This window comes from Kitasatospora sp. NBC_00070, from assembly GCF_045041205.1.
Classification (GTDB): domain Bacteria; phylum Actinomycetota; class Actinomycetes; order Streptomycetales; family Streptomycetaceae; genus Kitasatospora.
This window is the reverse complement of record NZ_CP108247.1, coordinates 6,123,458-6,145,025: the sequence shown is the minus strand read 5'-3', so window position 1 is coordinate 6,145,025 and position 21,568 is coordinate 6,123,458. Positions and strand designations below refer to the sequence as shown.

At 73.6% G+C, this 21,568-nt stretch carries 19 protein-coding genes; 12 read left to right on the top strand and 7 right to left on the bottom strand.

The window, feature by feature from the left end; translation table 11 throughout:
• Positions 1-67: 67 nt before the first annotated feature.
• The 3 genes from OHV05_RS27955 to OHV05_RS27945 are packed head-to-tail and all read right to left on the bottom strand — an operon-like array spanning position 68 to position 3,401.
• Positions 68-952, bottom strand: coding sequence for an SDR family oxidoreductase (locus tag OHV05_RS27955; RefSeq protein WP_405020118.1), 885 nt, complete (start codon positions 950-952; stop codon positions 68-70).
• A complete protein-coding gene (locus tag OHV05_RS27950; RefSeq protein WP_405020117.1) occupies positions 949-1,872 on the bottom strand; it encodes an alpha/beta fold hydrolase in 924 nt (307 codons plus the stop codon). The genes OHV05_RS27955 and OHV05_RS27950 overlap by 4 nt, the downstream gene beginning before the upstream one ends.
• A complete protein-coding gene (locus tag OHV05_RS27945; RefSeq protein ID WP_405020116.1) occupies positions 1,869-3,401 on the bottom strand; it encodes a flavin-containing monooxygenase in 1,533 nt (510 codons plus the stop codon). The genes OHV05_RS27950 and OHV05_RS27945 overlap by 4 nt, the downstream gene beginning before the upstream one ends.
• Positions 3,402-3,559: 158 nt before the next feature.
• Between OHV05_RS27945 and OHV05_RS27940 the strand changes: the two genes are divergently transcribed.
• Both OHV05_RS27940 and OHV05_RS27935 read left to right on the top strand, forming a co-directional pair.
• Positions 3,560-4,300, top strand: coding sequence for a MerR family transcriptional regulator (locus OHV05_RS27940; RefSeq protein WP_405020115.1), 741 nt, complete (start codon positions 3,560-3,562; stop codon positions 4,298-4,300).
• Positions 4,301-4,598: 298 nt separating this feature from the next.
• Positions 4,599-5,825 (top strand): MFS transporter, encoded by a 1,227-nt coding sequence (locus tag OHV05_RS27935; RefSeq protein WP_405020114.1) that lies wholly within the window; start codon positions 4,599-4,601, stop codon positions 5,823-5,825.
• Between the two features lie 7 nt (positions 5,826-5,832).
• Here the strand turns inward: OHV05_RS27935 and OHV05_RS27930 are convergent, their stop codons facing one another.
• A complete protein-coding gene (locus OHV05_RS27930) occupies positions 5,833-6,591 on the bottom strand; it encodes a (2Fe-2S)-binding protein (RefSeq protein ID WP_405020113.1) in 759 nt (252 codons plus the stop codon).
• 188 nt (positions 6,592-6,779) lie between these two features.
• Here OHV05_RS27930 and OHV05_RS27925 point away from each other — a divergent pair, with 188 nt between their 5' ends.
• The 10 genes from OHV05_RS27925 (at position 6,780) to OHV05_RS27880 (ending at position 18,711) form a co-directional block, all read left to right on the top strand.
• The gene (locus tag OHV05_RS27925) at positions 6,780-7,745 is read left to right on the top strand and encodes a FecCD family ABC transporter permease (RefSeq protein ID WP_405021562.1); all 966 of its coding nucleotides are present in this window, start codon (positions 6,780-6,782) and stop codon (positions 7,743-7,745) included.
• Entirely contained in the window at positions 7,742-8,797 is a 1,056-nt protein-coding gene (locus OHV05_RS27920; RefSeq protein ID WP_405020112.1) for a FecCD family ABC transporter permease, read from the top strand. The genes OHV05_RS27925 and OHV05_RS27920 overlap by 4 nt, the downstream gene beginning before the upstream one ends.
• Positions 8,794-9,633 carry an ABC transporter ATP-binding protein gene (locus OHV05_RS27915; RefSeq protein WP_405020111.1) on the top strand — a complete coding sequence of 280 codons (840 nt, stop codon included), beginning with the start codon at positions 8,794-8,796 and terminating at the stop codon, positions 9,631-9,633. Before OHV05_RS27920 ends, OHV05_RS27915 begins: the two co-directional genes overlap by 4 nt.
• A gap of 133 nt (positions 9,634-9,766) precedes the next feature.
• Positions 9,767-10,771, top strand: coding sequence for an ABC transporter substrate-binding protein (locus OHV05_RS27910; protein ID WP_405020110.1), 1,005 nt, complete (start codon positions 9,767-9,769; stop codon positions 10,769-10,771).
• 70 nt (positions 10,772-10,841) lie between these two features.
• Positions 10,842-12,038 carry an acetyl-CoA carboxylase biotin carboxylase subunit family protein gene (locus tag OHV05_RS27905; RefSeq protein WP_405020109.1) on the top strand — a complete coding sequence of 399 codons (1,197 nt, stop codon included), beginning with the start codon at positions 10,842-10,844 and terminating at the stop codon, positions 12,036-12,038.
• Positions 12,035-13,723: an IucA/IucC family protein gene (locus tag OHV05_RS27900; RefSeq protein WP_405020108.1), complete on the top strand. Its 1,689-nt coding sequence runs from the start codon at positions 12,035-12,037 to the stop codon at positions 13,721-13,723. The genes OHV05_RS27905 and OHV05_RS27900 overlap by 4 nt, the downstream gene beginning before the upstream one ends.
• Positions 13,723-14,913 carry an MFS transporter gene (locus OHV05_RS27895; RefSeq protein ID WP_405020107.1) on the top strand — a complete coding sequence of 397 codons (1,191 nt, stop codon included), beginning with the start codon at positions 13,723-13,725 and terminating at the stop codon, positions 14,911-14,913. The genes OHV05_RS27900 and OHV05_RS27895 overlap by 1 nt, the downstream gene beginning before the upstream one ends.
• A complete protein-coding gene (locus tag OHV05_RS27890) occupies positions 14,913-16,622 on the top strand; it encodes an IucA/IucC family protein (protein ID WP_405020106.1) in 1,710 nt (569 codons plus the stop codon). Before OHV05_RS27895 ends, OHV05_RS27890 begins: the two co-directional genes overlap by 1 nt.
• Positions 16,622-17,794 (top strand): type III PLP-dependent enzyme, encoded by a 1,173-nt coding sequence (locus tag OHV05_RS27885; protein WP_405020105.1) that lies wholly within the window; start codon positions 16,622-16,624, stop codon positions 17,792-17,794. The genes OHV05_RS27890 and OHV05_RS27885 overlap by 1 nt, the downstream gene beginning before the upstream one ends.
• Positions 17,795-17,913: 119 nt before the next feature.
• A complete protein-coding gene (locus tag OHV05_RS27880; RefSeq protein ID WP_405021561.1) occupies positions 17,914-18,711 on the top strand; it encodes an inositol monophosphatase family protein in 798 nt (265 codons plus the stop codon).
• 19 nt (positions 18,712-18,730) lie between these two features.
• Here the strand turns inward: OHV05_RS27880 and OHV05_RS27875 are convergent, their stop codons facing one another.
• The 3 genes from OHV05_RS27875 to OHV05_RS27865 all read right to left on the bottom strand — a co-directional run bounded on the left by OHV05_RS27875 (position 18,731) and on the right by OHV05_RS27865 (position 21,542).
• Positions 18,731-19,927: a cytochrome P450 gene (locus OHV05_RS27875; RefSeq protein ID WP_405020104.1), complete on the bottom strand. Its 1,197-nt coding sequence runs from the start codon at positions 19,925-19,927 to the stop codon at positions 18,731-18,733.
• Positions 19,928-19,957: 30 nt separating this feature from the next.
• On the bottom strand, positions 19,958-20,689 hold the full coding sequence (locus OHV05_RS27870; RefSeq protein WP_405020103.1) for a tRNA-dependent cyclodipeptide synthase: 732 nt from the start codon (positions 20,687-20,689) through the stop codon (positions 19,958-19,960).
• Positions 20,690-21,083: 394 nt separating this feature from the next.
• The gene (locus OHV05_RS27865; RefSeq protein WP_405020102.1) at positions 21,084-21,542 is read right to left on the bottom strand and encodes a peptidylprolyl isomerase; all 459 of its coding nucleotides are present in this window, start codon (positions 21,540-21,542) and stop codon (positions 21,084-21,086) included.
• Positions 21,543-21,568: the final 26 nt, after the last annotated feature.

The following is a 21,568-nucleotide window of genomic DNA, read 5'->3' as shown; positions in this document are numbered from 1 at the left end:
CTGACGCCGAAGCCCCGACCGCAGAGCCTGTGCTCTGCGGTCGGGGCTTCGGCGCGTTCCGGCCCGGTCAGGGTGTGCTGCGGGCCGCCGAGTCGGCCTCGCCGCCCGCACCGACCGGACGCAGCCGGGAGGCCGCGGTGGCCTTCAACTGCGGGGCCAGCTTGGCCACGTCGCGCGAGCCGACGGCCGCGATCAGGCTCGGCAGCAGCCAGCGGACCGGCTGCATGCCGCGCAGCCAGGGCTGGGCGTAGACGTGCGCGGAGCGCCGGGCGATGCCCGCGACCAGCCGGTCGACGGCCGGCGGCAGCGGGTAGGTCTTGTTGGCGGGCCAGGGCAGCCCGGCCCGCATCCGCCGCAGCACCTCGTCCTGGTCGGCGCCGCGCACCATGTCGGTGTCGGTCCAACTCAGGTACCCCACGCCGACCTTGACACCTTGGTGGGCGACCTCGGCGCGGAGCGAGTGGGCGAACGCCTCCACCCCGGCCTTGCTCGCGCAGTACGCGGACATCAGCGGGGCGGGGGTGATCGCGGCCAGCGAGGCGATCTGCAGCAGGTAGCCCCGGCTCCTGGTGAGCGCGGGCAGGAAGGCCCGGGCGGTGGCCACGCTGCCGAGCAGGTTGACCTCGATCACCCGGTCGAAGGCGTCGGGGTCGCTGTCCACCAGCGGCCCGCCGAGGGCGATCCCGGCGTTGGCGACCACGGTGTCGATCCGGCCGTACCGCTCCTCGATCGCCTGCGCGGTGCTGCGCAGCGCCGCCAGGTCGGTGACGTCGGCCACCCAGTGGCCGGCCTCCGGACCGCACTGGGCGGCGACCGCCTTGAGCTCCTCGGGCTCCAGGCCGACCAGCGCGAGCCTGGCGCCGCGCTGGGCGAGCTTACGGGCCGTCAGGGCACCGACGCCCCGGGCGGCTCCGGTGACGACGATGACCTGACCGGTCAGCTGCGGGCTCATTCGGCCACCTTCCGGGCGGTGTTCAGGTGCGAGCGGACCAGGCGGCGGATCTCGCCGGCCACCTCGGCGGGGCGTTCGACCGGGGACATGTGGCCGACCCCGGGGAGTTCGAGCAGGCCCTCGGGCGCGGGCAGTGCGGCGAGGATCCGGTGCGAGTGCACCGGCGGGGTGAGCCGGTCGTGGGTGCCGACCACCACTGCGGTGGGGGCGGCCAGCTTGCCGAGCTGGGCGTACAGGTCGAGGCCGCCGAGCACCAGGGACCACCGGTGGCGGACCCCGGCGGGGCAGGCGTGCACGATCCGGGCGTTCACCTCGGCCCGGTCGGCGGGGGTGGCCGGGCCCATGGTGGCGTACTTCAGGGCGGCCCGGCTGAGCGGGGTGACCGGGCCGAGCGGCAGTCGGGAGTGCAGCAACTGCCGCCCCAGGAACCGGCGCAGGCCGCCCCGGACGGCGTCCGGCACCACCTTCAGCTCGGCCAGCAGGTCCCCCGCGCCGGTGCTGACCAAGGCGACGGCGGCGGTCCGGTCGGCCACCTCGGCCCGGTCGGCGGCGGCCATGATGGTCATTCCGCCCATGCTGTGCCCGGCCAGCACGGCCCGGCGGCCGGCCGGGACGACCCGGCCGAGCACGGCTGCCAGGTCGTCGGCCAGCTTCACCGTGGTGTACCCGGCCGGGGTGACCGGCCGGTCGCTGCGGCCGTGGCCGCGCTGGTCGTACGCCACCACCCGGTGGTCGGGCAGCAGTTGGTGGATCACCGGGGCCCAGAACCGGGTGGAGCAGGTCCAGCCGTGGGCCAGCACCACCAGCGGGGCGTCCTCGGGGCCGTACGCGGCGGCATGGATCCAGTGGCCGTCGGCCGAGCGGATCCGGTACTCCTCGGCGGCGGCGGGCAGCAGGCAGTCGGCGGGCAGGGTGGTCATGCGAGCGCCTCCTCGGCGACGGGGGCGGTCTGCCGGACCACCTCGTACTCGGCCAGGTCGAGCCGGCGGGTGGCCCGGCGGAAGCTGCTGGTGGAGGCGGGCCAGAGCACGGTGTTCTTGCCGCCCTCGTCCTGGTACCAGCTCCGGCAGCCGCCGGTGGACCAGACCGTGCGGCTCATCCGGTGCTGGAGCTCGAGGTTCCACTGCCGCTGGGCCCGGGCGGTGGGCTGCAGCGCGCCGCCGCCGAGCGCCGCGAGCGTGGTCAACGCGTCGACCAGGTAGTTCAGTTGGGACTCGATCATCAGGATCATCGAGCTGTTGCCGAGCCCGGTGTTCGGCCCGATCACGAAGAACAGGTTGGGGAAGCCGCGCACCGTCGAGCCGCGCAGCGCCTCCATGCCGTCCTTCCACTCGGTGGCCAGACTGACCCCGTCGATGCCGAACACCCGGTGCGCGATCGGCATGTCGGTGACGTGGAAGCCGGTGCCGAAGACGATCGCGTCCACCTCGTGCTCGCTGCCGTCGGCGGCCACCAGGGTGGAGCCGCGCAGCTCGGTGAGACCGGCGGAGACCACCTCGGTGTTGGCCGCGGCCAGCGCCGGGTAGTAGGTGTTGCTGAGCAGGATGCGCTTGCAGCCGATCCGGTAGTCCGGGGTCAGCCGGGCCCGCAACTCCGGGTCGGCGACGCCCTTGTGGATGTTGTGGACGGCGAGCTGCTCGACCAGCCTGAGGGTGCCGGGGCGCCGGACGAAGGCGTCCACCTGGAGCTCGCGGAGCGCGAACAGGGCCGCCCGACGGAGCGTGCCGGTCAGCGGCAGCTTGGCGTGCAGCCACTTCTCGGTCGCCGAGATCTCCCGGTCACGGCGCGGCAGGACCCAGGCGGGGGTGCGCTGGAAGACCGTCAGCCTGCCCACCTTCGGCTGGATCTGCGGGATGATCTGGGCCGCCGAGGCGCCGGTGCCCACCATCGCGACCCGCTTGCCGGTCAGGTCGTAGTCGTGGTCCCAGCGGGAGGAGTGGAACACCTTGCCGGGGAACTCGGCCAGGCCGGGCAGCTCGGGGATCTGCGGGTCGGCCAGCGGCCCGGAGGCGGAGACCACCGCGTCGGCGGTCCACACCCCGGCGGCGGTGGTGATCCGCCAGCGGGTGTGCTCCTGCTCCCAGCGCAGCTCGGTCACCTCGGCGTTGAACCGCAGGTGCGGCCGGAGCCCGAAGGTGTCGGTGACCCGCTCCAGGTAGGCCCGGATGTCCGGCTGGCCGGAGAAGCTGCGCGGCCAGTCGGGGTTGGGCGCGAAGGAGAACGAGTAGAGGTGCGAGGGGACGTCGCAGGCGCAGCCGGGGTAGCTGTTGTCCCGCCAGGTCCCGCCGACCGCGTCGGCCCGCTCGAGGATCACGAAGTCGGTGATCCCGGCCCGGCGCAGCCGGACCCCGGCGCCGATGCCGCCGAATCCGGAACCGACCACGGCGACCCGGACGTGCGGGGTCCCCTCGGTCGGGCGCTGCTTGGTGCGCTTGGGGCTGGCTGCCATGCGTCGGCCTCCTGGGGGCTGGGTCCTGTCCATTAGAACCGCGCCAGTAATTGCTGGCGCGATTGGCAGGGTAGTCCTTGCTGACACCGAGTGGAAGAAGCCCGACCGGGTCGGTTCTCCCGGCCCCCCTGCGGCCGGTCGGTCCTATGCTGGGCGCCGTGGAGATCGAGGAGCACCGGGAGTACCGGGCAGAGGAGCTGGCCGAGGCGGCCGGGATCAGCACCCGGACGCTGCGCTTCTACCGCGAGCGCAAGCTGCTCCAGCCGCCCCGCCGGGAGGGCCGGATCGCCTGGTACGGCGAGCGGCACCTGACCCGGCTGCGGATGATCGGCGAACTGCTGGAGCGCGGCCACACCCTGGGCGGCATCACCGAGTTGATCGGCGCGGGCGAGAACGGCCAGGACGTGGCCGGGCTGATCGGCCTGAAGGCCGCCATCACCGCCCCCTGGTCGGACGAGACCCCGGTGCACCTGAGCTGGGCCGAGCTGGAGCGGGCGTTCGGCGACCAACTCACCGAGCGCAACACCGCCGAGTCGATCGACCAGGGCTACATCACGGTCGAGGAGGACGGCATCACCCACGTCAGCCGCCGGCTGATGGACGCCACCACCGCCCTGGTGGCCGAGGGCATCCCGCTCGGCGCGGTGCTGGCGGCCAGCCGCCAGGCGCAGGAGTACGCCGACGCGGTCGCCGAGGTGTTCACCTCGCTGATCCGCGAGCAGCTGCTCGGCGCACTGGAGCGGGCCGGGGAACTCACCCCCGACGAGGCCGCCCGGCTGACCGAACAGGTGCAGCGGGTAAGGCCGCTGGCCCGGACGGTGGCCGACGCGCAGTTCACGCTGGCGATGGACCGGCGGGTGACCACGGAGTACCGGGCCGTGCTGGAACAGCACCTCTGACCCCTTGCACCCCTCCCGTGCTTCAAGTTAGGGTTACCTAAGTCGAAGCGTGAGGGGTCTCGCCTCGGCGCCGCACACCCACCGCGCCCTCCTGATGACGGTCCATCAGGAGGGCGCGGCGCATTGGGTGGTCCTACAGGTGCCACACCGTGACCGCACCGCCACCCTGGGCGAAGCCACCCTTCCGGGCCGCGCCGCGCGCACCGTACGGTCGAGACCCACCCGCGGGACGATCACCTGTCAGGGCCGGCGGACGGGAGGCGGGCGCCCCGAGCCCGGCCCGTACGGGAGAGCCAGCATGGCCGTGTTCACCGCGTTCCGGACCGCCGCCGGACTGACCGGCGGGCGGGTGCTGCTCTGGTCCGCGCTCGGGCGGCTGCCGAACGCGATGGGCCCGATCGGGGTGCTGCTGCTGGTCACCCACAACTCCGGCAGTGTCTGGCGCGGTTCGGCCGCCACCGGACTGCTGGCGATCGGCCAGGCGGTCGGCGGCCCGCTGGTCGGGCGGCTCGCCGACCGGCACGGGCAGCGCCGGATCGGCCTGGCCACCGCCGTCGTCAACACGCTGGCCATCCTGACCCTGGTGGGCGCCTCGGAGACCGGGCGCCCGCTGCCCGAACAGCTGGTCGCCGCCGCCCTGATCGGCCTGTCGGTCCCGGCGGTCGGGCCGCTGTCCCGCAGCCGCTGGATCCGACTCGCGGACGGCGACGCCGAGTTGACCTCCGCCACGCTCTCGCTGGACGGCACCGTGGACGAGATCTCGTTCACCGCGGGACCGGCCATGATCGGCCTGCTGGCCACCCTGGTCGACCCGGCGGCCGGACTGCTGGTGGGTGCCGCCCTGGTCGCGGTCTGCGCCACCCTGTTCGCCCTGCACCCGACCGCCGCCCCCGGGAACCCGGCCCAACAGCGCGCCGCCGGACGGCTGCTGACCACGCCGTACGTGCTGCTGCTGGCCGGGATGGCGCTGCTCGGCACCTGCTTCGGCTCGGTCCAGGTCGGGGTCACCGCGACCACCGGGGCGCTCGGGCAGCCGGGCGCGGCCGGGCTGATCTACGGGCTGATGGGCGGCACCAGCGCGCTGGCCGGGCTGGCCACCGTCGCCCTGCCGACCCGCTGGGACCTGCCGCTGCGGCTGCGGGTCGGCACCGCGCTGCTGCTCGCGGTCTCGTTGCCGCTGCTCGCGGTCGGCAGCGTCGGCGGCCTGGCACTGGCCATCGGGGGCCTCGGGCTGGCGGTCGCACCGCAGATGATCACGATGTTCGGCCTGGTCGAACGGACCGTCCCGGCCGCCCGGTTGGGCGAGGCGATGGCCGCGCTGGTCTCCAGCATCACGCTGGCCCAGGCGGGCGGCACGCTGCTGGCCGGTCTGCTGGCCGAGCGGCACGGCACCACCGCGCCGTTCTGGATCACCTGCGCGGCCGCGCTGGCCGCCTGCGCACTGGCCGCCGGCACCGCCACCGGACGGCGCTACCGGCGCGTTCCGACGGGCGTACCGGCGGCCGAGCCGGTCACCGTCGCCTGACCGGCCGTCAGGCCTCCAGCCGGCGCACCCGGTCGGCGTCGCAGGTGCGCGGGCAGGTCACGCAGGCGTCCGGCGGCTGGACCGCGTAGTAGAGGCAGCAGCCGAGCCTGGTCCTGGTCAGGTGGCTGCGGCCCTCGGTGCCGGCCAGCCGGCGGAAGTCGGCGGCGCCCGGGAACGGCACGGTGTCACCCGGAAGGACGGCTTCGGCCACCCGGACGGCGTACGCCTCCTCGCCCAGCATCCGGCCGAGGTACCAGATCCCGGAGACCAGATCGTCCGTCACCATGCCCCAGAGCGCCCGGGGTCCGCGCTTCACGATTGGCTGAAACGCCGTCAGCACCGGCTCGACGTGCGCCGCCACGGCGGCCCGCAGGCCGGCCTCGTCGGCCGGGGCCGAGCCGCTCGGACGGACCAGCAGGTCACCGGTGGCGATCTCGATCCAGACGTCCTCGGGCCGGAGCACCGGCAGCTCGCCGGTCAGGTACCAGGGGCCGCTGAACAGCAGCCCGGCCGACCACAGGTAGTGGTGCAGCAGCCGGGAACCCGCCACATGGGCGCGCGGGGCGGTGCCGTGCGCGGCCTCGATCCGGGCCGCCTCGGCGGCCACCAGCGCGTCCAGGCCCGAGCCCAGCTCGCTGAGCCGCAGCCAGCCCTGACCCGGCGTCGGACCGTGCTGCAGGGCGACGCGGAGCGTGCCGCAGGCACTGATCACCGACCGATAGGTTTCGGCCAACCGCTCGTCCGGCGAGACCAGCACGGCCGTCATCCGGGACACCCACTCTCTAGATCGAATAAGGTGAGGCTCACCTTATAGTGAGCCGGGGAAGTTGCCCACTCCAGGGGCGGCTTGAAAACTTAGGGCAACCTAACCTAAGCTTTCACCTCGTGCTTACCACCGAACAGCCGGAGTCCACAGCCCCGGCGCGGCGGACCACGGCGACCTACAGACAGCCCCTGCTGCTGCTCGCCGGGCTCGCGGCGCTCGCGCTGTGCGTGGCGCTCAGCCTGGCCCTGGGATCGCGTCCGATCCCGCTGGGAACCGTTCTTGACGCCCTCTCGGGGCGACTGACCGGCGGGGACGCCGATGTCGTGACGGGCCTTCGGGTGCCGCGCACGATCATCGGGGTGACCGTCGGGGCCGCGCTGGGCGTGGCCGGAGCGGTCGCCCAGGGCGTCACCCGCAACCCGCTGGCCGCGCCGACCACCCTCGGCATCAACGCCGGCGCCAGTCTCGCGGTGGTGGTGGCGATCTTCGCGCTGGGGCTCACCCACCCGCTGCAGTACGTCTGGTTCGCCGTCGTCGGTGCCGCCGCCGCCGCCGTGCTGGCGTACGCGATGGCCCGCCGCTCGGGTGACCTCGACCCGGTCCGGCTCGCCCTCGGCGGCACCGTGCTGACCGCCGTGCTGACCTCCTGGACCTCCGCGGTGATGCTGGCCAGCCACCGCACGCTGGACGAGGCCAGGTTCTGGCTGGCCGGCTCGATCGGCACCCGCAGCCTCGAAGTGCTCACTCCCGTCCTGCCGTTGATCCTGACCGGCCTGCTGCTCGCGCTGCTGGTCTCGCCCGCCCTGAACGCGCTGGCGCTCGGCGACGAGGCCGCCCAGGCGCTCGGCGTTCCGGTGGCCAGGATCCGGGTGTTCGGCGGGCTCGCGGTGGTGCTGCTGGCCGCCGGCGCGGTCGCGGTGGCCGGGCCGATCGCCTTCGTCGGGCTGGCCGCGCCGCACCTGGTCCGGCCGCTGCTCGGCAACGACCACCGCTGGCTGATCCCCGGCTGCCTGCTCGGCGGCGCGGTGCTGCTGCTGGCCGCCGACGTGCTCGGCCGGCTGGTGGTCCGGCCGTCCGAGATCGAGGTCGGCATCGTCACCGCCTTCCTGGGCGCCCCGATGCTCGCCCTGCTGGCCCGGAAGGCCGCCCGGTGACCGCCGTCCTGCCGGTCACCGGCCTCCGGACCAGGACCGGCGCGATCGCCCGGCGGCGGCGCCGTTCGCTGCTGCTCGGCCTCGGCCTGACGCTCGCTCTGGGGCTGCTCACCGGGCTGGCGCTGAGCACGGGTCAGCTGGCGCTCCCGCTGCTCGACGCGCTGCGCGCCCTGATCGGCCTCGGCGACCCCGGCAACGTCCTGGTGGTGCAGGAGTTCCGGGCGCCCCGGGTGGTCTCGGCACTGATCGCCGGGGCCGGGCTCGCGGTCGCCGGCACCCTGCTGCAGCGGCTCTTCCGCAATCCGCTGGCCTCCCCCGACGTGGTCGGGGTGACCGGCGGCGCCTCGTTCGGCGCGGTGCTGATGCTGGCGCTCGGCGCGAGCCAGGCGTTCATCCCGCTGGCCGCACTCGGCGGCGGGGTGCTGGCCGCGCTGCTGCTCGGCGCCTTCGCCTGGCGCTCCCGGATGGCCGTCAACCGGCTGGTGCTGGTCGGCCTGGCCGTCCAGTCCGGGCTGGCCGCGGCGGTCAACCTGATGATCGTCCGGTTCCCGGCCGAACTCGCCTCCTCCGCGCTCCAGTGGACCACCGGCTCGCTCTACGGCCGGAACTGGACCGAGGTCAGGATCGGCGGCGCCGCCATCGTGCTGACCGTGCTCGCGGTCTTCGCGCTGTACCGCCGGGTCGCGGTGCTCGACCTCGGCGACGACTCGGCGGGCGGCCTCGGCCTCGACCCGAACCGGGCCAGGCTCGGCCTGCTGCTGCTCGCCGTGGTGCTGGCCTCGATGGCCGCCGCGCTGTGCGGCCCGGTCGCCTTCGTCGCCCTGGCCGTTCCGCACCTGGTCCGGCTGCTGGCCGGACCGCCGACCCCGGGCACCCTGGCGCTGACCGCGCTCACCGGCGCCCTGCTGCTGCTCGGCTCCGACTACGCCGTACTGAACCTGCTGCCGATCCACGGCCTTCCGGTGGGCGCCGTCACCGCCACCCTCGGAGCGCCCTGGCTGCTCGTCCTGATGATCCGCCAGGGGCGGCCGCCCCAGAGGAGTGAGTCGTGACCGCCGACCAGCTGACCGCCACCGCCGAACCGACCGGCAATCAGCTCACCGCCACCGGACTGGACCTGCGCTACGGCGACCGGACCATCGTGGCCGGGCTCGACCTGACCCTGCCGGGCGGCTCGGTGACCGCGATCGTCGGCCCGAACGCCTGCGGCAAGTCCACCCTGCTGCGCGGCCTGACCCGGCTGCTCGCCCCGGCCGCCGGCACCGTCACGCTGGACGGCTCCGACATCCACCGGATGACCGCCCGGGCGCTGGCCAAGCGGCTCGGCCTGCTGCCGCAGCAGCCGGTCACCCCGGAGGCGATCACCGTCGAGTCGCTGGTCCGGCTCGGCCGCTTCCCGCACCAGCGGATGCTCAGCCCCTGGTCGGCCGCCGACCAGGCCGCGGTGGAGGACGCGCTGACCCGCACCGGCACCGCCGAACTGCGCGACCGCCCGGTGGACCAGCTCTCCGGCGGCCAGCGCCAACGCGCCTGGATAGCACTGGCGCTGGCCCAGGACACCGAGCTGCTGCTGCTGGACGAGCCGACCACCTTCCTCGACCTGCGGCACCAGCTGGAGGTGCTCGACCTGGTCGCGGACCTGCACGACCAGGCCGGGCGCACCGTGGTGATGGTGCTGCACGACCTGGGCCAGGCCGCCCGGTACGCGGACCACCTGGTGGTGCTCGACGGCGGCCGGCTGGCCGCCGCCGGGCCGCCCGCCGAGGTGCTCACCGCGGAGCTGGTGGAGGCCGTCTTCCAGGTCCGCTGTCAGGTGATCCCCGACCCGGAGACCGGCACCCCGCTGGTCGTCCCACGGGCCAGGAGCCGCCGCCCGGCGCGCGTCTGACGCCCTCTCACCCCCCGACTTCCGGCCCCTCCGCCCCGAGCACCGACCGCCGACCCGGCGGACCGTCCCGAGGACCGCACTGCGGCGCCGGTCGCCCCACCCTGCCCGCACCTCCCACAGCAAGGACCCGACCATGTCCCAGCCCACCACCCACCTGCGCAGAATCCCCGCCGTCCTGCTGGCCGCCGCGCTGACCGTCTCGCTCGCCGCCTGCGGCAGCGGCGGCAGCTCCTCGGACGCCAAGCCGGCCGAGGGCTCGAAGGCCGCCGACGCCGCCGTCTTCCCGCGCAGCGTCAAGCACGCGATGGGCACCGCCGAGATCAAGGCCCAGCCCAAGAAGGTCGTGGTGCTGGACAGCGGCGAGCTGGACGACGTCACCCTGCTGGGCATCACCCCGGTCGGCGCGGTGGCCCCGCACCTGAAGACCGAGGGCGGCTTCCCGGCCTACCTCGACGGCAAGGTGACCGGCACCAAGGACGTCGGCCCGAGCGCCGAGCCCAACCTGGAGCTGATCGCCTCGCTCAAGCCCGACCTGATCCTCACCTCCAAGGTCCGGCACGAGAAGGTCTACGACAAGCTCAACGCGATCGCGCCGACCGTGATGTCGGAGACCACGGGCTTCCCGTGGAAGGAGAACCTGGCCCTGCACGCCCAGGCGCTCGGCAAGGAGGCCGAGGCCAAGAAGGCGCTGGCCGACTACGAGGCGAAGGCCGCCAAACTCGGCAAGGCCGTGGCCGAGAAGAACGCGGGCAAGGTGCCGACCGTCTCGGTGGTCCGCTTCGTGGCCGGTCCGACCCGGCTGTACGCCAAGGCCTCGTTCAGCGGCGTGGTGCTGAAGGACGCCGGACTGGCCCGCCCGACGCCGCAGGACGTCGACAAGGCGATGCTGGAGGTCGGCCCGGAGCTGATCAACCAGGCCGACGCCGACCTGGTGTTCGTCACCGTCGCCACCGACCCGACCAAGACCAAGCAGGCCGAGGTCCAGGCCACCCCGGTCTGGCAGGGCCTGACCGCGGTCAAGAACGCCAAGGTCTTCAACGTGCCGGACGAGACCTGGATGTCCGGCATCGGCGTGCAGGCCGCCGAGCAGATGCTCGGCGACATCGCCAAGGCCGCCGGCGTCGACGCGCCCAAGTAGTCCCCAGGGCCGGGGCGCACGGCGCCCCGGCCCGCTCGACCCTCCTGCATCACACAGAGGACACCTCGCCATGCGGATGTACCTGCTCGCGCTCAACCCCACCGACTCCGTCACCGACGGCTTCCTGCCCGCCGCCGGGCGGCTCGGCCTGTCGGTGACCGTGCTCACCGACTCCCCCGAGGCGCACCGGAAGGCGTACGCCGGACGGGACTTCGTGCCCGAGGTGGTGGAGTGCGCGGTGCACGACCATCGCGAGGTGATCGGCCTGATCTCGCAACTCCAGGCCCCGGACGCGGTGTTCAGCAACAGCGACCATCTGCAGACCCAGACCGCGCTGGCCGCCGAGTACTTCGGGCTGCCCGGCAAGGACTGGAAGGCCACCCTGCGGGCCAAGAACAAGGCCCAGTTCCGCCGGCACCTGGCCGCCGCCGGGCTGGACGCGGTCTGGTCCGGCGAGCTGGCGCCCGGTCAGGACCCGGCCGAGCTCGACCCGCCGTTCCCCTGCGTGGTCAAGCCCCGCGAGGGCGTGGCCAGCGAGGACGTCGCCCTGGTCGCCGACGCGGCCGAACTCGCCGAGCGGGTGGCCGCGATCCGGGCCCGCCGGGCCGGTACGGCGCTGGTGGTCGAGGAGTTCCTGGCCGGTGAGCTGCACACCCTGGAGACGCTCGGCGACGGCACCGTCCGGCACGTGCTCGGCGGCTTCCGGACCCGGCTCTCGCCGCCGCCGAACTTCATCGAGGAAATGCTGGAGTTCGTCCCCGCGCACCCGCCGGAGGTGACCGAGCAGGTGCTCGCCCAGCTGGACGCGGTCGGCGTCGGGCTCGGCGCCTGCCACACCGAGTTCGTGCTGCAGGCCGACGGCCGGGCCCGGATCATCGAGATCAACTACCGGGCCATCGGGGACCAGTGCGACCTGATGCTGGCCGAGCTGCTGGAGATCCCGTTCTTCGAGCACGTGCTCCGCGCCCACCTCGGGGTGCCGCTGCCCGCCGACCTCGGCGCCCGGACCGACGGCCGGGCCCGTAACGAGGCGGTCTGCGCCGACCGGGCCGGGGTGCTCAGCGCCGCTCCCGAGGCCTTCGACCAGGACCGGGACGGCGTCCGGCTCAGCTACCGCCCGTTCCGCTCGATCGGCGAGCGGCACGACCACTACGGCACCAACCGCGACTACCTGGGCGTGATCTGGGCGGTCGGCACCGACCAGGACGCGGTGGACCGCGCGGTCGCCGGGTTCATCGCGGCCAACCGCTGGGAGATCTCCGCATGAGCGTCGACCCCCGCTCCGCCCAGGCCGGGCAACTGACCCTGCGGGTGCTCGGCGCCCTGCTCCGCGAGGACGTGCTCGGCCTGCGCACCGCGAGCACCGTGGAGGACCGGACGGACGGCCGCTGGCTGCTGGCCGGGACGCTCGCGCTGCCGGTCGAGGCCGACGGCTTCCAGAGCGAACTGACCGCCCGGCTCCCGCTCCTGACGGTGGACGGCAAGCCGCTCGACGGGCTCCCGGAGATCCTGGCCCACCTCACCGGGCTGGCCGATCCGCAGGACCGGGACGGCTACCTCGCCTTCGCCGAGGAGTGCCGGCAGACCCTGGCCACCATGGAGCTGCACGCGGAGATCCGCGACCGGGTGCACGACCTGCTGGCGCTCCGGTACGGCGGGCACCCCGCCGACTGGACCGGCCTGGGCGGCTCGCTCGGCTTCGACACCCTGGCCGCCTTCCTGGACCACCCGGTGTACCCGACCGCGCGTGGCCGGTCCGGTCTGAGCCAGGACGAACTGCGCGTCTACGCGCCGGAGTTCCACCCGAGCTTCGAACTGAACTGGCTGGCCGTACCGGCCGGGTCACCGGCCGTCGACACCATCGGGCCCCGCCCGGACTGGTGGCCGAGCCCGGCACAGCTGGGGCTGGCCGAGCTGACGGACAGTCATGTCCTGTTCCCGGTGCACCCGTTGAGCGCGCGCGAGGCACTCCTCGCGGTGCCGGGCGCGGTGCTCGCCGAGGTCACGTACCTGACGGTGGTGCCGACCCTGTCGATGCGCACCGTCGCGCTGGCCGAGCACCCCGAGTGGCACCTCAAGCTGCCGCTGACCACCGCCACCCTGGGCCTGCGCAACCGGCGCACCATCAAGCCGGGCACCCTGGAGGACGGCGCGGCCGGGCAGCGGCTGTGCGAAGCCGTCCTGGCCCGCGAACCGCGACTGGCCGGGCGGATCCTGCACGCCGACGAGCAGGGCTACGCGCACACCGGCCACGAGTTGCTGGCGGTCCTGGTCCGACGCTACCCGGCCGGCCTGGAGCGGGCCCTGACGGTGCCGCTGGCCGCGCTGCTCGCCCCGGCGCCCGGCGGGCTGGTCGTCGACCTGCTGGCCGACCGGTTCTACGACGGCTCGGTGACCGCCCTCTACCGGGAGCTGCTGGCGCTGCTGCTGGACTGGCAGACCACCCTGTTCGGGTACGGCGTCGCCCTGGAGTCGCACCAGCAGAACACCTCGCTGGTGCTCGACCGGGTGGACGGCGCGACCCGGCTGCGGCTGCTCTACAAGGACAACGACGGCCCCCGGGTGAACACCGAGCGGATCGGTGAACTCGGCTCCTTCGTCGGCGAGTTCGATGACGCCCGGGTCTTCTCGTCGGGCGACCTGGCACTCACCGACCTGTTCACCACGATCACCGGTCACCTGTGCACCGCCTCGCTCGCCTTCGGTCTGGCCGCGCACGGCCGGGCTCCGCTGGCCGAGCTGCTCGGCCTGCTGCGGGCCGAGCTGGAGCGCTCGATCGGGCGGCTCGGCCCGGCCGGCGACCCGCTGCGGGCCGCCCTGCTGGACGCCGAGCGGCTGCCGGTGAAGGCGATGGTCACCGCCGGCTCGCTGCTCAGCAAGGAACGCTCCGGCGCCACCGACATCAACAAGCACTACACCAGCGGCCCGAACTACCTTCGCCTGGAGGTCTGATGAGCACCGCAGCAGCCGAGCGCACGGTGACCGCCGCCCCGGCTCCGGCCGGGCTGGACCGCCGCCAGGTGCACGCGATCGCCGCCTGTTACTTCGTCGCCTCGTTCGCGGCGCTCGGCCTGCCGCCGTTCCTGACCCGGATCCTGCCCGGACTGGGTGACCAGGACGGCAGTTGGGCCGGGGTGCTCTACATCGTGCCGACCGTGTTCAGCGGCCTCGGCGCCCCGCTCTGGGGCCGGCTGGCCGACCGGTTCGGCCGCAAGCGGCTGCTGCTCCGGGCCCAACTCGGGCTCACCGTCTCGTTCCTGATCGCCGGCTGGGCCGAGAGCCTGCCTGCCTTCACGGTCGCGCTGGTGCTGCAGGGCTTCCTCGGCGGCACCTTCGCCGCCACCAACGGCTACCTGGCCGCCGCACTGGAGGGACCCCGGCTGTCCAGGGCGCTCACCCTGATGCAGGGCAGCGCCCGGGCCTCGCTGGTGGCCGCGCCGATCCTGGTGGGCGCCCTCTCGCCCTGGATATCCCCGCACCGGCAGTATCTGGTGATGGCCGTCCTCCCGCTGCTCGCCGCCGGGCTGCTCGCCCTGCTGCCCGAACCGTCCCGGCCGGTCCGGCCGAGTACGGAGGCCGAGCCCGCCGACGTCGTGCCCGGGTCGCTCAAGCTGCTCTACACCGTCGAGTTCGCCTTCGTCTTCTCCACCGTGATCTCCTTCCCGTACCTGGTCGCACTGGTGGAGCAGAAGCTGCCCGGCGTCTCCGGCACGGTCACCGGCCTGCTCTTCGCGCTGCCGCACCTGTGCTACCTGGCAGCCGCCGGACGGGTGCACACCCGCTTCCTGGAGCGGCCGCGCACCGGCCTGGCGATCGGCTTCGGCTTCGTCGCGCTCGGTCTGGCCGCGCACGGCCCCGCCTCCTCGCTGCTCACCTTCACCCTCGCCCGGCTGCTGCTGGGCATCGGCCTGACCCTCGGTCTGGTCTGCCTCTCGGTACTCGCCGCCGACGCGTGCCGCGGGCGGGCCCCGGGCCGGATGTTCGGCTCGCTCGAATTCGTCTCCAAGGGCGGCGCGGTCGCCGCCGGGGTGGTCGCCGCGCTGGTCAACAGCGCCTTCGGGCCGACCGCCCCCGTGCTGGCGGGCACCGTCATCGCACTCGCCGCCGCCTCCCTCGTCCTCCTCTCCCGCAGGAGCAACTGATGCCCTCACCGATCGACATCGCCCCGGCCGACGCCGGGCCCGTCACGCTGCCCACGGCGGACCACGCCGTCACCCACACCCTGCTCAACTGCCTGCTCCGCGAGGTATCCGGACCCGAGCACCAGACCGCGATCGCCGACGGCCGGCTGCACCTGCAGCTGCCCCGCCGGGGCGTCGCACTGCGGATCACGCTGCGCCGCACCTCGCTCACCGGCGCGCACCGCTTCACCGGCCCGGTCTTCGAGGAGGGCCCGGACGGCTGGCGGGAGCTGGGCTGGCGGGAGCTGGCCGAGCACGTCCAGGCCGAGCTGACGCTGCGCACCGGGGTGCGGAACGAGGAGTTCCTCACCCAGCTGACCTCCAGTCACGCCGGGGTGTCGCACGGACTGGACCGCCGGACCGCCCCGGGGCCGGACCGCTACCTGGAGTCCGAGCAGGCCCTGCTGTTCGGCCACCGCTTCCACCCGGCCCCCAAGTCCCGCTACGCCGAGCGCGGCTCCTGGGACGACTACGCCCCCGAGGCCCGCGCCGCGTTCCGGCTGCGCCACCTCGCGGTGCGCTCCGAGTACGTCGCGCAGGACACCACCGACCCGTACGCGCTGGCCCTGCTGGACTCGCTCGGCGAGGTGCCGGCCGGCTACACCCTGCTGCCCGCCCACCCCTGGCAGTACGAACTGCTCTGCGACCACCCGGGGTTGACCGCCGCGCTGGAGCGCGGCGACGTGCTCGACCTCGGCGAGCGGGGCGTGCCGTTCACCGCCACCGCCTCGGTGCGCACCCTGCACGGTGCCGGCGCCTTCCTGAAGTTCAGCCTGAACGTCCGGATCACCAACTGCCTGCGCAAGAACTCCGCCTACGAGCTGACCGGCGCGGTCTCGATGACCAGGCTGCTGGCCGAGCCGTTCGCCAAGCTGGCCGAGCAGTACCCCGACGCGGCCGTGCTGCGCGAGCCGGCCTTCCGCACCCTGGCACTGCCGGGCCCGGACGGCGTGCCGGACAACTCGCTCTTCGAGGGCTTCGGCCTGATCGTCCGGGAGGGGCTGGAGCAGAAGCTCCGGCCCGGCGTCACCGCGCTGCTGGCGGCGGCGGTGGCCGACGAGTACCCGACCAGTTCGGCCCAACTGGCGGAGCTGCTGGGCGACTCGGGCCCGGCCGGGGCGCTCGACTGGTGGGGCGCGTACCTGCGGCTGGTGGTGCCGCCGGTGCTGGCCGCCTACTTCGAGCACGGCGTGGTGCTGGAGCCGCACCTGCAGAACGTGGTGCTCGGCGTGGACGACCGGGGCCGCCCGGCCCAGGTGCTGTTCCGCGACCTCGAGGGCACCAAGCTGCTGCCGGAGCGGAACGCCGAGCTGCTGGCCGGTCTGCCGCCGGAGGTGGCCGGGCCGATGAGCTACGACGCCCAGCGCGGCTGGGACCGGGTGGTGTACTGCCTGGTGGTCAACCACCTGTCCGAGCTGGTCTCCGCCCTGGCCGACCAGCACCCGGACCTGGAGGCCGCGCTCTGGGACGAACTGCGCACCGTGCTCGGCGAGTTCGGCGACGCGAACGGCTGCCCGCCCCGGCTGGCCGCGCTGCTCGCGGGCGTCCCGCTGCCCGCCAAGGCCAACCTGCTCACCCGCTGGGAGCGCAAGGCCGACCGGGAGGCGGGATACGTCCCGCTGCCCTCACCGCTCGGCGAATCCGTGCTGGCCCTGAGCTGGAGTGCCTGATGTCCATCACCGCCCTGATCGCCTCGCTGACGCCGGAGCAGTTCCCGGTCTACGTCTACGACCTGGCCGCGCTGCGCACACACGCCGCCGCCGTCCGGGCCGCGCTGCCGGAGCGGGTCGAGCTGTACTACGCCGCCAAGGCCAACCCCGAGCCGGAGATCCTGGCCGCCCTCGGCCCCGCCGTGGACGGCTACGAGGTCTCCTCCGGAGGCGAGTTGGCGCACGTCCGGGCGGCCGTGCCGGACCACCCGCTGGCCTTCGGCGGGCCGGGCAAGACCCCGGCCGAGATCGCCGCCGCGCTGCGGCTCGGGGTACGGCGCTGGCACGTGGAGAGCGAGCACGAACTGCGCCTGCTGGCCGCGCTCGCCGACGGCCCGGTGGACGTGCTGCTGCGGGCCAACCTGCCGGTGACGGACGGCTCGCTGGACACGGTGCCGCTGGCGATGGGCGGCCGACCGACCTCGTTCGGGCTGGACCCGGTGCTGGTCTCGCGCTGCGTACAACTGCTGGCGGAGCCCGGTTTCGAGCGGCTGCGGCTGGTGGGTGTGCACGCCCACCTGGCCAGCGGCCTGGCCGCCGAGGCCCAACTGGCGGTCGCCGAGCAGGTGGTGGCGTGGTCGGTGGCGCTGGCCGAACGGCACGGGATCACCCTGACGGAGGTCAACGTCGGCGGCGGGATGGCCGTGGACTACGCCGACCCGGCGGCCCGCTTCGACTGGACGGCCTTCGGCGCCGGGCTGGCGAAGCTGCTGGACCGGCACCCCGGGCTGACCCTGCGGATCGAGCCGGGCCGGGCGCTCACCTCGTACTGCGGCCACTACGCGACCGAGGTGCTGGACGTGAAGCAGAGCCACGGCGAGGACTTCGCGATCGTCCGGGGCGGCACCCACCACCTGCGCACCCCCGCCACCCGGGGTCACGACCAGCCGTTCACCGTGCTCCCGGTGGCCGACTGGCCGCACCCCTGGGAACGGCCCGCCGTGACCACCGGGCGGGTGACCGTGGCCGGGCAGCTCTGCACGCCCAAGGACGTGCTGGCGGCGGGCGTCCCGGTCGCGGAGCTGCGGGCGGGCGACCGGGTGGTGTTCGCGATGGCCGGGGCCTACGCCTGGAACATCTCGCACCACGAGTTCCTGATGCACCCTCGGCCGGGCTTCCGCTTCCTCGGCTGACCCCGGGCACCGGGCCGCCCCCGACCTGCCGCAGCCCACCCCGGTCGGTGGGGCGCCGCAGGTCGGGGCCGGAGGGACGTGCGAGAGTGGTACCCAGCGAAGGGAGCGCGCACGTGCTGATGGAGAAGGTGGCCGAGATCCTCGCCGAGACGTCGGCAGAGGTGGTCGAGCCGCGCTTCCGGGCACTGGCCGCCGGAGAGGTGATCGAGAAGGCCCCCGGGGAGATCGTCACGATCGCCGACCGGGAGGCCGAGGTGATCATCTCCCGCCGGCTGCGCGAGCTGCTGCCCGTCCCGGTGGTGGGCGAGGAGGCGGTGGCCGCCGACCCGGCGCTGGCCGAGGCACTCCGAACCGAACCGGCCGTCTGGCTGGTGGACCCGGTGGACGGGACCTCGAACTTCGTCGCGGGCCGCCCCGACTTCGCCGTGATGGCCTCGCTGGTGCGGGCCGGACAGACCGTCGCCGCCTGGATCTGGCAGCCCGTCACCGGCACCGCGTACGCCGCCGAGCTGGGCTCCGGCGCCTGGCGGGACGGGCACCGGCTGACCCGGCCGGCCGTCACCGACGCGCCCGAGAAGTGGCGCGGTTCGGTGAAGAGCCGCTACCTCGCCCCGGCCGAGCACCACCGGATGCAGACCGCCGTCCGGGTCTTCGGCAAGACCGGCGACGGCCTGCGCTCGGCGGGCATGGAGTACCCGCAGATCGCCGACGGGGAGAGCGAGTTCATCCTCTACTGGCGCACCCTGCCGTGGGACCACTCCCCCGGCTCGCTGCTGGTCACCGAGGCGGGCGGGGTCGCCGCCCGCCTCGACGGCACCGGTTACCGGCCGGAGCCGCCCGGTGGTCCGGACGGGCTGCTGGTGGCGGCCGATCCGGCGGTCTGGGAGCAGGTCAGAGCGGTGCTGCTGGGCGGTTGAGTCCGGTGTCGGCCCCGCTTCACCAGACCACCGGCAGCCGCTCCGGCAGCCGCTTGATGAAGCCGGGCCGCCAGGCCAGCTGCTCGGCCGGGAAGGCCAGCCGCAGCCCGGGCAGCCGCTCGACCAGTACCTGGAGCGCGATCTCGGCGTGGGTGCGGCCGAGCGCGGAGGCCGGGCAGAAGTGCCGCCCGGCGCCGAAGGCCAGGTGCGGGTTCTCCGCCCGGTCGAAGTCGATCCGCTCCGGGTCGGGGAAGACCGCCGGGTCGTAGTTGGCGCCCTCGATCAGCACCAGCACCAGTTCACCCTGACGGACCAGCACCTCGCCGACCTGGACGTCCGCCAGCGCGATCCTGGGCAGCGCGTCGCCGATCGACAGGTTGTACCGGAGCAGCTCGTCCACCGCCCGGCCGATCAGCTCGGGCTCCTTGCGCAGCCGCTCGGCCAGCTCCGGCCGCTGCGCCAGCGCGATGATGGCGTGCAGCAGGAACGAGGAGGTGGAGACCGCCCCGGCCCCGAACAGCGAGAGCGCGACGGTGGCCAGCAGCTCGTCGTCCTCCAGCTCGGCCCGCTCGGCGCGCAGCCGGACGAACCGGCCGAGCAGGCCCTCGGTCGGCGCCGGGTCGGCGTTCAGCCGGTCCAGCAGGTAGCCGAGGTCCTTGTACCAGTTGGGGGTCGAGCCCTCGAACGGCACCGGGCTGGTCTGGAAGGCGACGTCGATGCCGCCCATCAGCCGGCGCCAGTCGTCGGTCGGGATGCCCAGCAGCCGGCAGTGCAGCGCGGCCGAGTACGGCTCGGTGAAGCCGTCCCGCAGCTCGGCCGGCTGCCCCTGCCGCTCCAGCTCGTCCAGCAGCCGGTGCGCCTCGGCCTCCAGCCAGCCGGCCAGCTCCTTGTCGGCGCGCGGGGAGAGGGTCTTCATCACGGCGTCCCGCAGCCCGGCGCTGTTGATGTTGCCCATGTTGTTGACCACCTCGGGCGGGATGGTCAACGCGTACTGGCGCGGCACGCCCGGGTTGGCGGTGTCCTTGAGGCTGAACCGCTCGTCCTCCAGCACCTGCTTGGCCAGCTGGTAGCTGCTCACCAGCCAGGCCGGGTCACCGGTCAGCGTGCGGACCCTGGCGACCGGCTGCTGCTCGCGCAGCAGGGTGGCCTCCTCGGGCAGCACGTCGCCGCGCCGGGACAGGGGGAAGGTGAACTCGCGCTGTGCACTCGTGGTCATCGGGCTCGCTCCTCGTGAGGGTGGAAGGGGTCAGGCGGCGGTGGCGACCCGGGGCAGCTGCGGTACGTCCCTCGGCCGGACCACCGCGTAGCCCTGTCCGGGCGCTGCCCGCAGACCCCGGTCGCGGCCGAACAGCACCGGGGTGAGCGGCAGTTCGACGTGGTAGCAGGAGACCGAGGTCGGCACCTCCAGCAGGCTGGGGGTGTCCAGGAAGAACGGCAGCTCGGCGGCTATGTAGGCCACCCCGGCGGCCAGTTGCTCCGCCGAGGGGGCCTGGCCCGCCGGCAGCCGGGCCGCCAGGAAGCCGGCCGCCATCCCCTCCGTGGCCAGTCGGAAGTCCTCGTCCTCGGCCAGCGCGTCGGCCACCTCGGCGGACAGCCGCCGGTAGGCGGGGGTGTCCGCGAAGTCGGACAGCGCGTGCACCCCGACCCCGGACCGGCCGGCCAGCTCGACGCCGCGCTCGATCCGCCGCCGGGTGGTCTTGGTCTCCTTGGCCGCCCGCCGCCGGGCCTGGTCGGCCGGGTAGCCGAAGGCGGCGAACTGGGTGTCCACGTGCAGATCGGCGTGGACCACGTCCACCGAGTCGAAGAACTGGCGCCCCCAGCGCACGAGTTGGGCGATCCGGAGATGGCTGAAGTAGCTGTTGCCCGGGCTGACCCCGATCAGCAGATGGTCGCCGCGCTGCCAGACCAGGTGGCAGCGGTCGGAGAACGGCAGCGCCTGGAAGGTGCTGAAGGTGGAGCTCAGAAGTGTTTCGGTCATGCCGCGGCCTCCGCGTCGCAGGACTGAGTACAGGGAAGTGGTGTCGATACCAAAGGAGTTCGTGCCACAGAGGCGACAGGAGAGGCCACGCCGGATGACGGCGGGTTCACTACTCCCTCGCGCCGCGAGTCCCGAGGAGCCGTGTGCTCCTGGTGTGGCGGCGGCTACTAGAAGTTACCGCCGCGCTTCGTCCGATCCGCAACCATGGCCGGGTGGTTGGCGAGATCGCGCCGTACAGCGGCCGAAAACGACTGGACAGCACCGGGACGGTATGTCCACGGAGGCTTCCCGGAACGGCCCCGGAAATCACCACGGGGCGCGCTTCGCTCGCGCTTTCCTACGAATTCTGACAGCCGGACCGGGAATCCGGCTGTCAGATTCGCCAAATCACTTTTCAGGCAGCGAACTTGGCGCTGGTCACCTGGTCACCGGCCCTGAGCTGCTGGACCACGTCCAGACCCCGGGTGACCCGGCCGAAGACCGCGTAGTTCATGTCCAGGAAGTCCGCCGGGCCGAGCGTGATGTAGAACTGGCTGGAGGCGCTGTTCGGGTTCTGACTGCGCGCCATCGAAAGGGCGCCCGCCTCGCCGTGCTTGAGTTCGGGCGTGACCTCCAGCTTGATGGTCCGCTCGCGCTTGGTGTCCGGGTCGATGAATCCACCCGTCCCGTTGCCCAGCGGATCGCCGCCCTGGATCACGAAGCCGGGTTCGTAGCGGTGGAACTTCAGCCCGTCGTAGAAGCCCCGCTCGACCAGGTCGGCGAAGTTCCCGGCCGTGATCGGAGCCTTGTCCTCGTACAGCTCGACCGTGATCGCGCCCTTGGTGGTCTCGATCACCACGGTTCGGTTTGCCACTGTTGACCGCCTGTCCTCACTGGAGG

What these genes read in the sequence shown, in the direction of transcription:
- OHV05_RS27930 (WP_405020113.1), bottom strand. Translation starts at nt 6,591, where the DNA reads ATGACGGCCGTGCTGGTCTCGCCGGACGAGCGGTTGGCCGAAACCTAT.
- OHV05_RS27890 (WP_405020106.1), top strand. Translation starts at nt 14,913, where the DNA reads ATGCCCTCACCGATCGACATCGCCCCGGCCGACGCCGGGCCCGTCACG.
- OHV05_RS27875 (WP_405020104.1), bottom strand. Translation starts at nt 19,927, where the DNA reads ATGACCACGAGTGCACAGCGCGAGTTCACCTTCCCCCTGTCCCGGCGC.
- OHV05_RS27935 (WP_405020114.1), top strand. Translation starts at nt 4,599, where the DNA reads ATGGCCGTGTTCACCGCGTTCCGGACCGCCGCCGGACTGACCGGCGGG.
- OHV05_RS27870 (WP_405020103.1), bottom strand. Translation starts at nt 20,689, where the DNA reads ATGACCGAAACACTTCTGAGCTCCACCTTCAGCACCTTCCAGGCGCTG.
- OHV05_RS27910 (WP_405020110.1), top strand. Translation starts at nt 9,767, where the DNA reads ATGTCCCAGCCCACCACCCACCTGCGCAGAATCCCCGCCGTCCTGCTG.
- OHV05_RS27945 (WP_405020116.1), bottom strand. Translation starts at nt 3,401, where the DNA reads ATGGCAGCCAGCCCCAAGCGCACCAAGCAGCGCCCGACCGAGGGGACC.
- OHV05_RS27895 (WP_405020107.1), top strand. Translation starts at nt 13,723, where the DNA reads ATGAGCACCGCAGCAGCCGAGCGCACGGTGACCGCCGCCCCGGCTCCG.
- OHV05_RS27885 (WP_405020105.1), top strand. Translation starts at nt 16,622, where the DNA reads ATGTCCATCACCGCCCTGATCGCCTCGCTGACGCCGGAGCAGTTCCCG.
- OHV05_RS27955 (WP_405020118.1), bottom strand. Translation starts at nt 952, where the DNA reads ATGAGCCCGCAGCTGACCGGTCAGGTCATCGTCGTCACCGGAGCCGCC.
- OHV05_RS27905 (WP_405020109.1), top strand. Translation starts at nt 10,842, where the DNA reads ATGCGGATGTACCTGCTCGCGCTCAACCCCACCGACTCCGTCACCGAC.
- OHV05_RS27950 (WP_405020117.1), bottom strand. Translation starts at nt 1,872, where the DNA reads ATGACCACCCTGCCCGCCGACTGCCTGCTGCCCGCCGCCGCCGAGGAG.
- OHV05_RS27900 (WP_405020108.1), top strand. Translation starts at nt 12,035, where the DNA reads ATGAGCGTCGACCCCCGCTCCGCCCAGGCCGGGCAACTGACCCTGCGG.
- OHV05_RS27880 (WP_405021561.1), top strand. Translation starts at nt 17,914, where the DNA reads ATGGAGAAGGTGGCCGAGATCCTCGCCGAGACGTCGGCAGAGGTGGTC.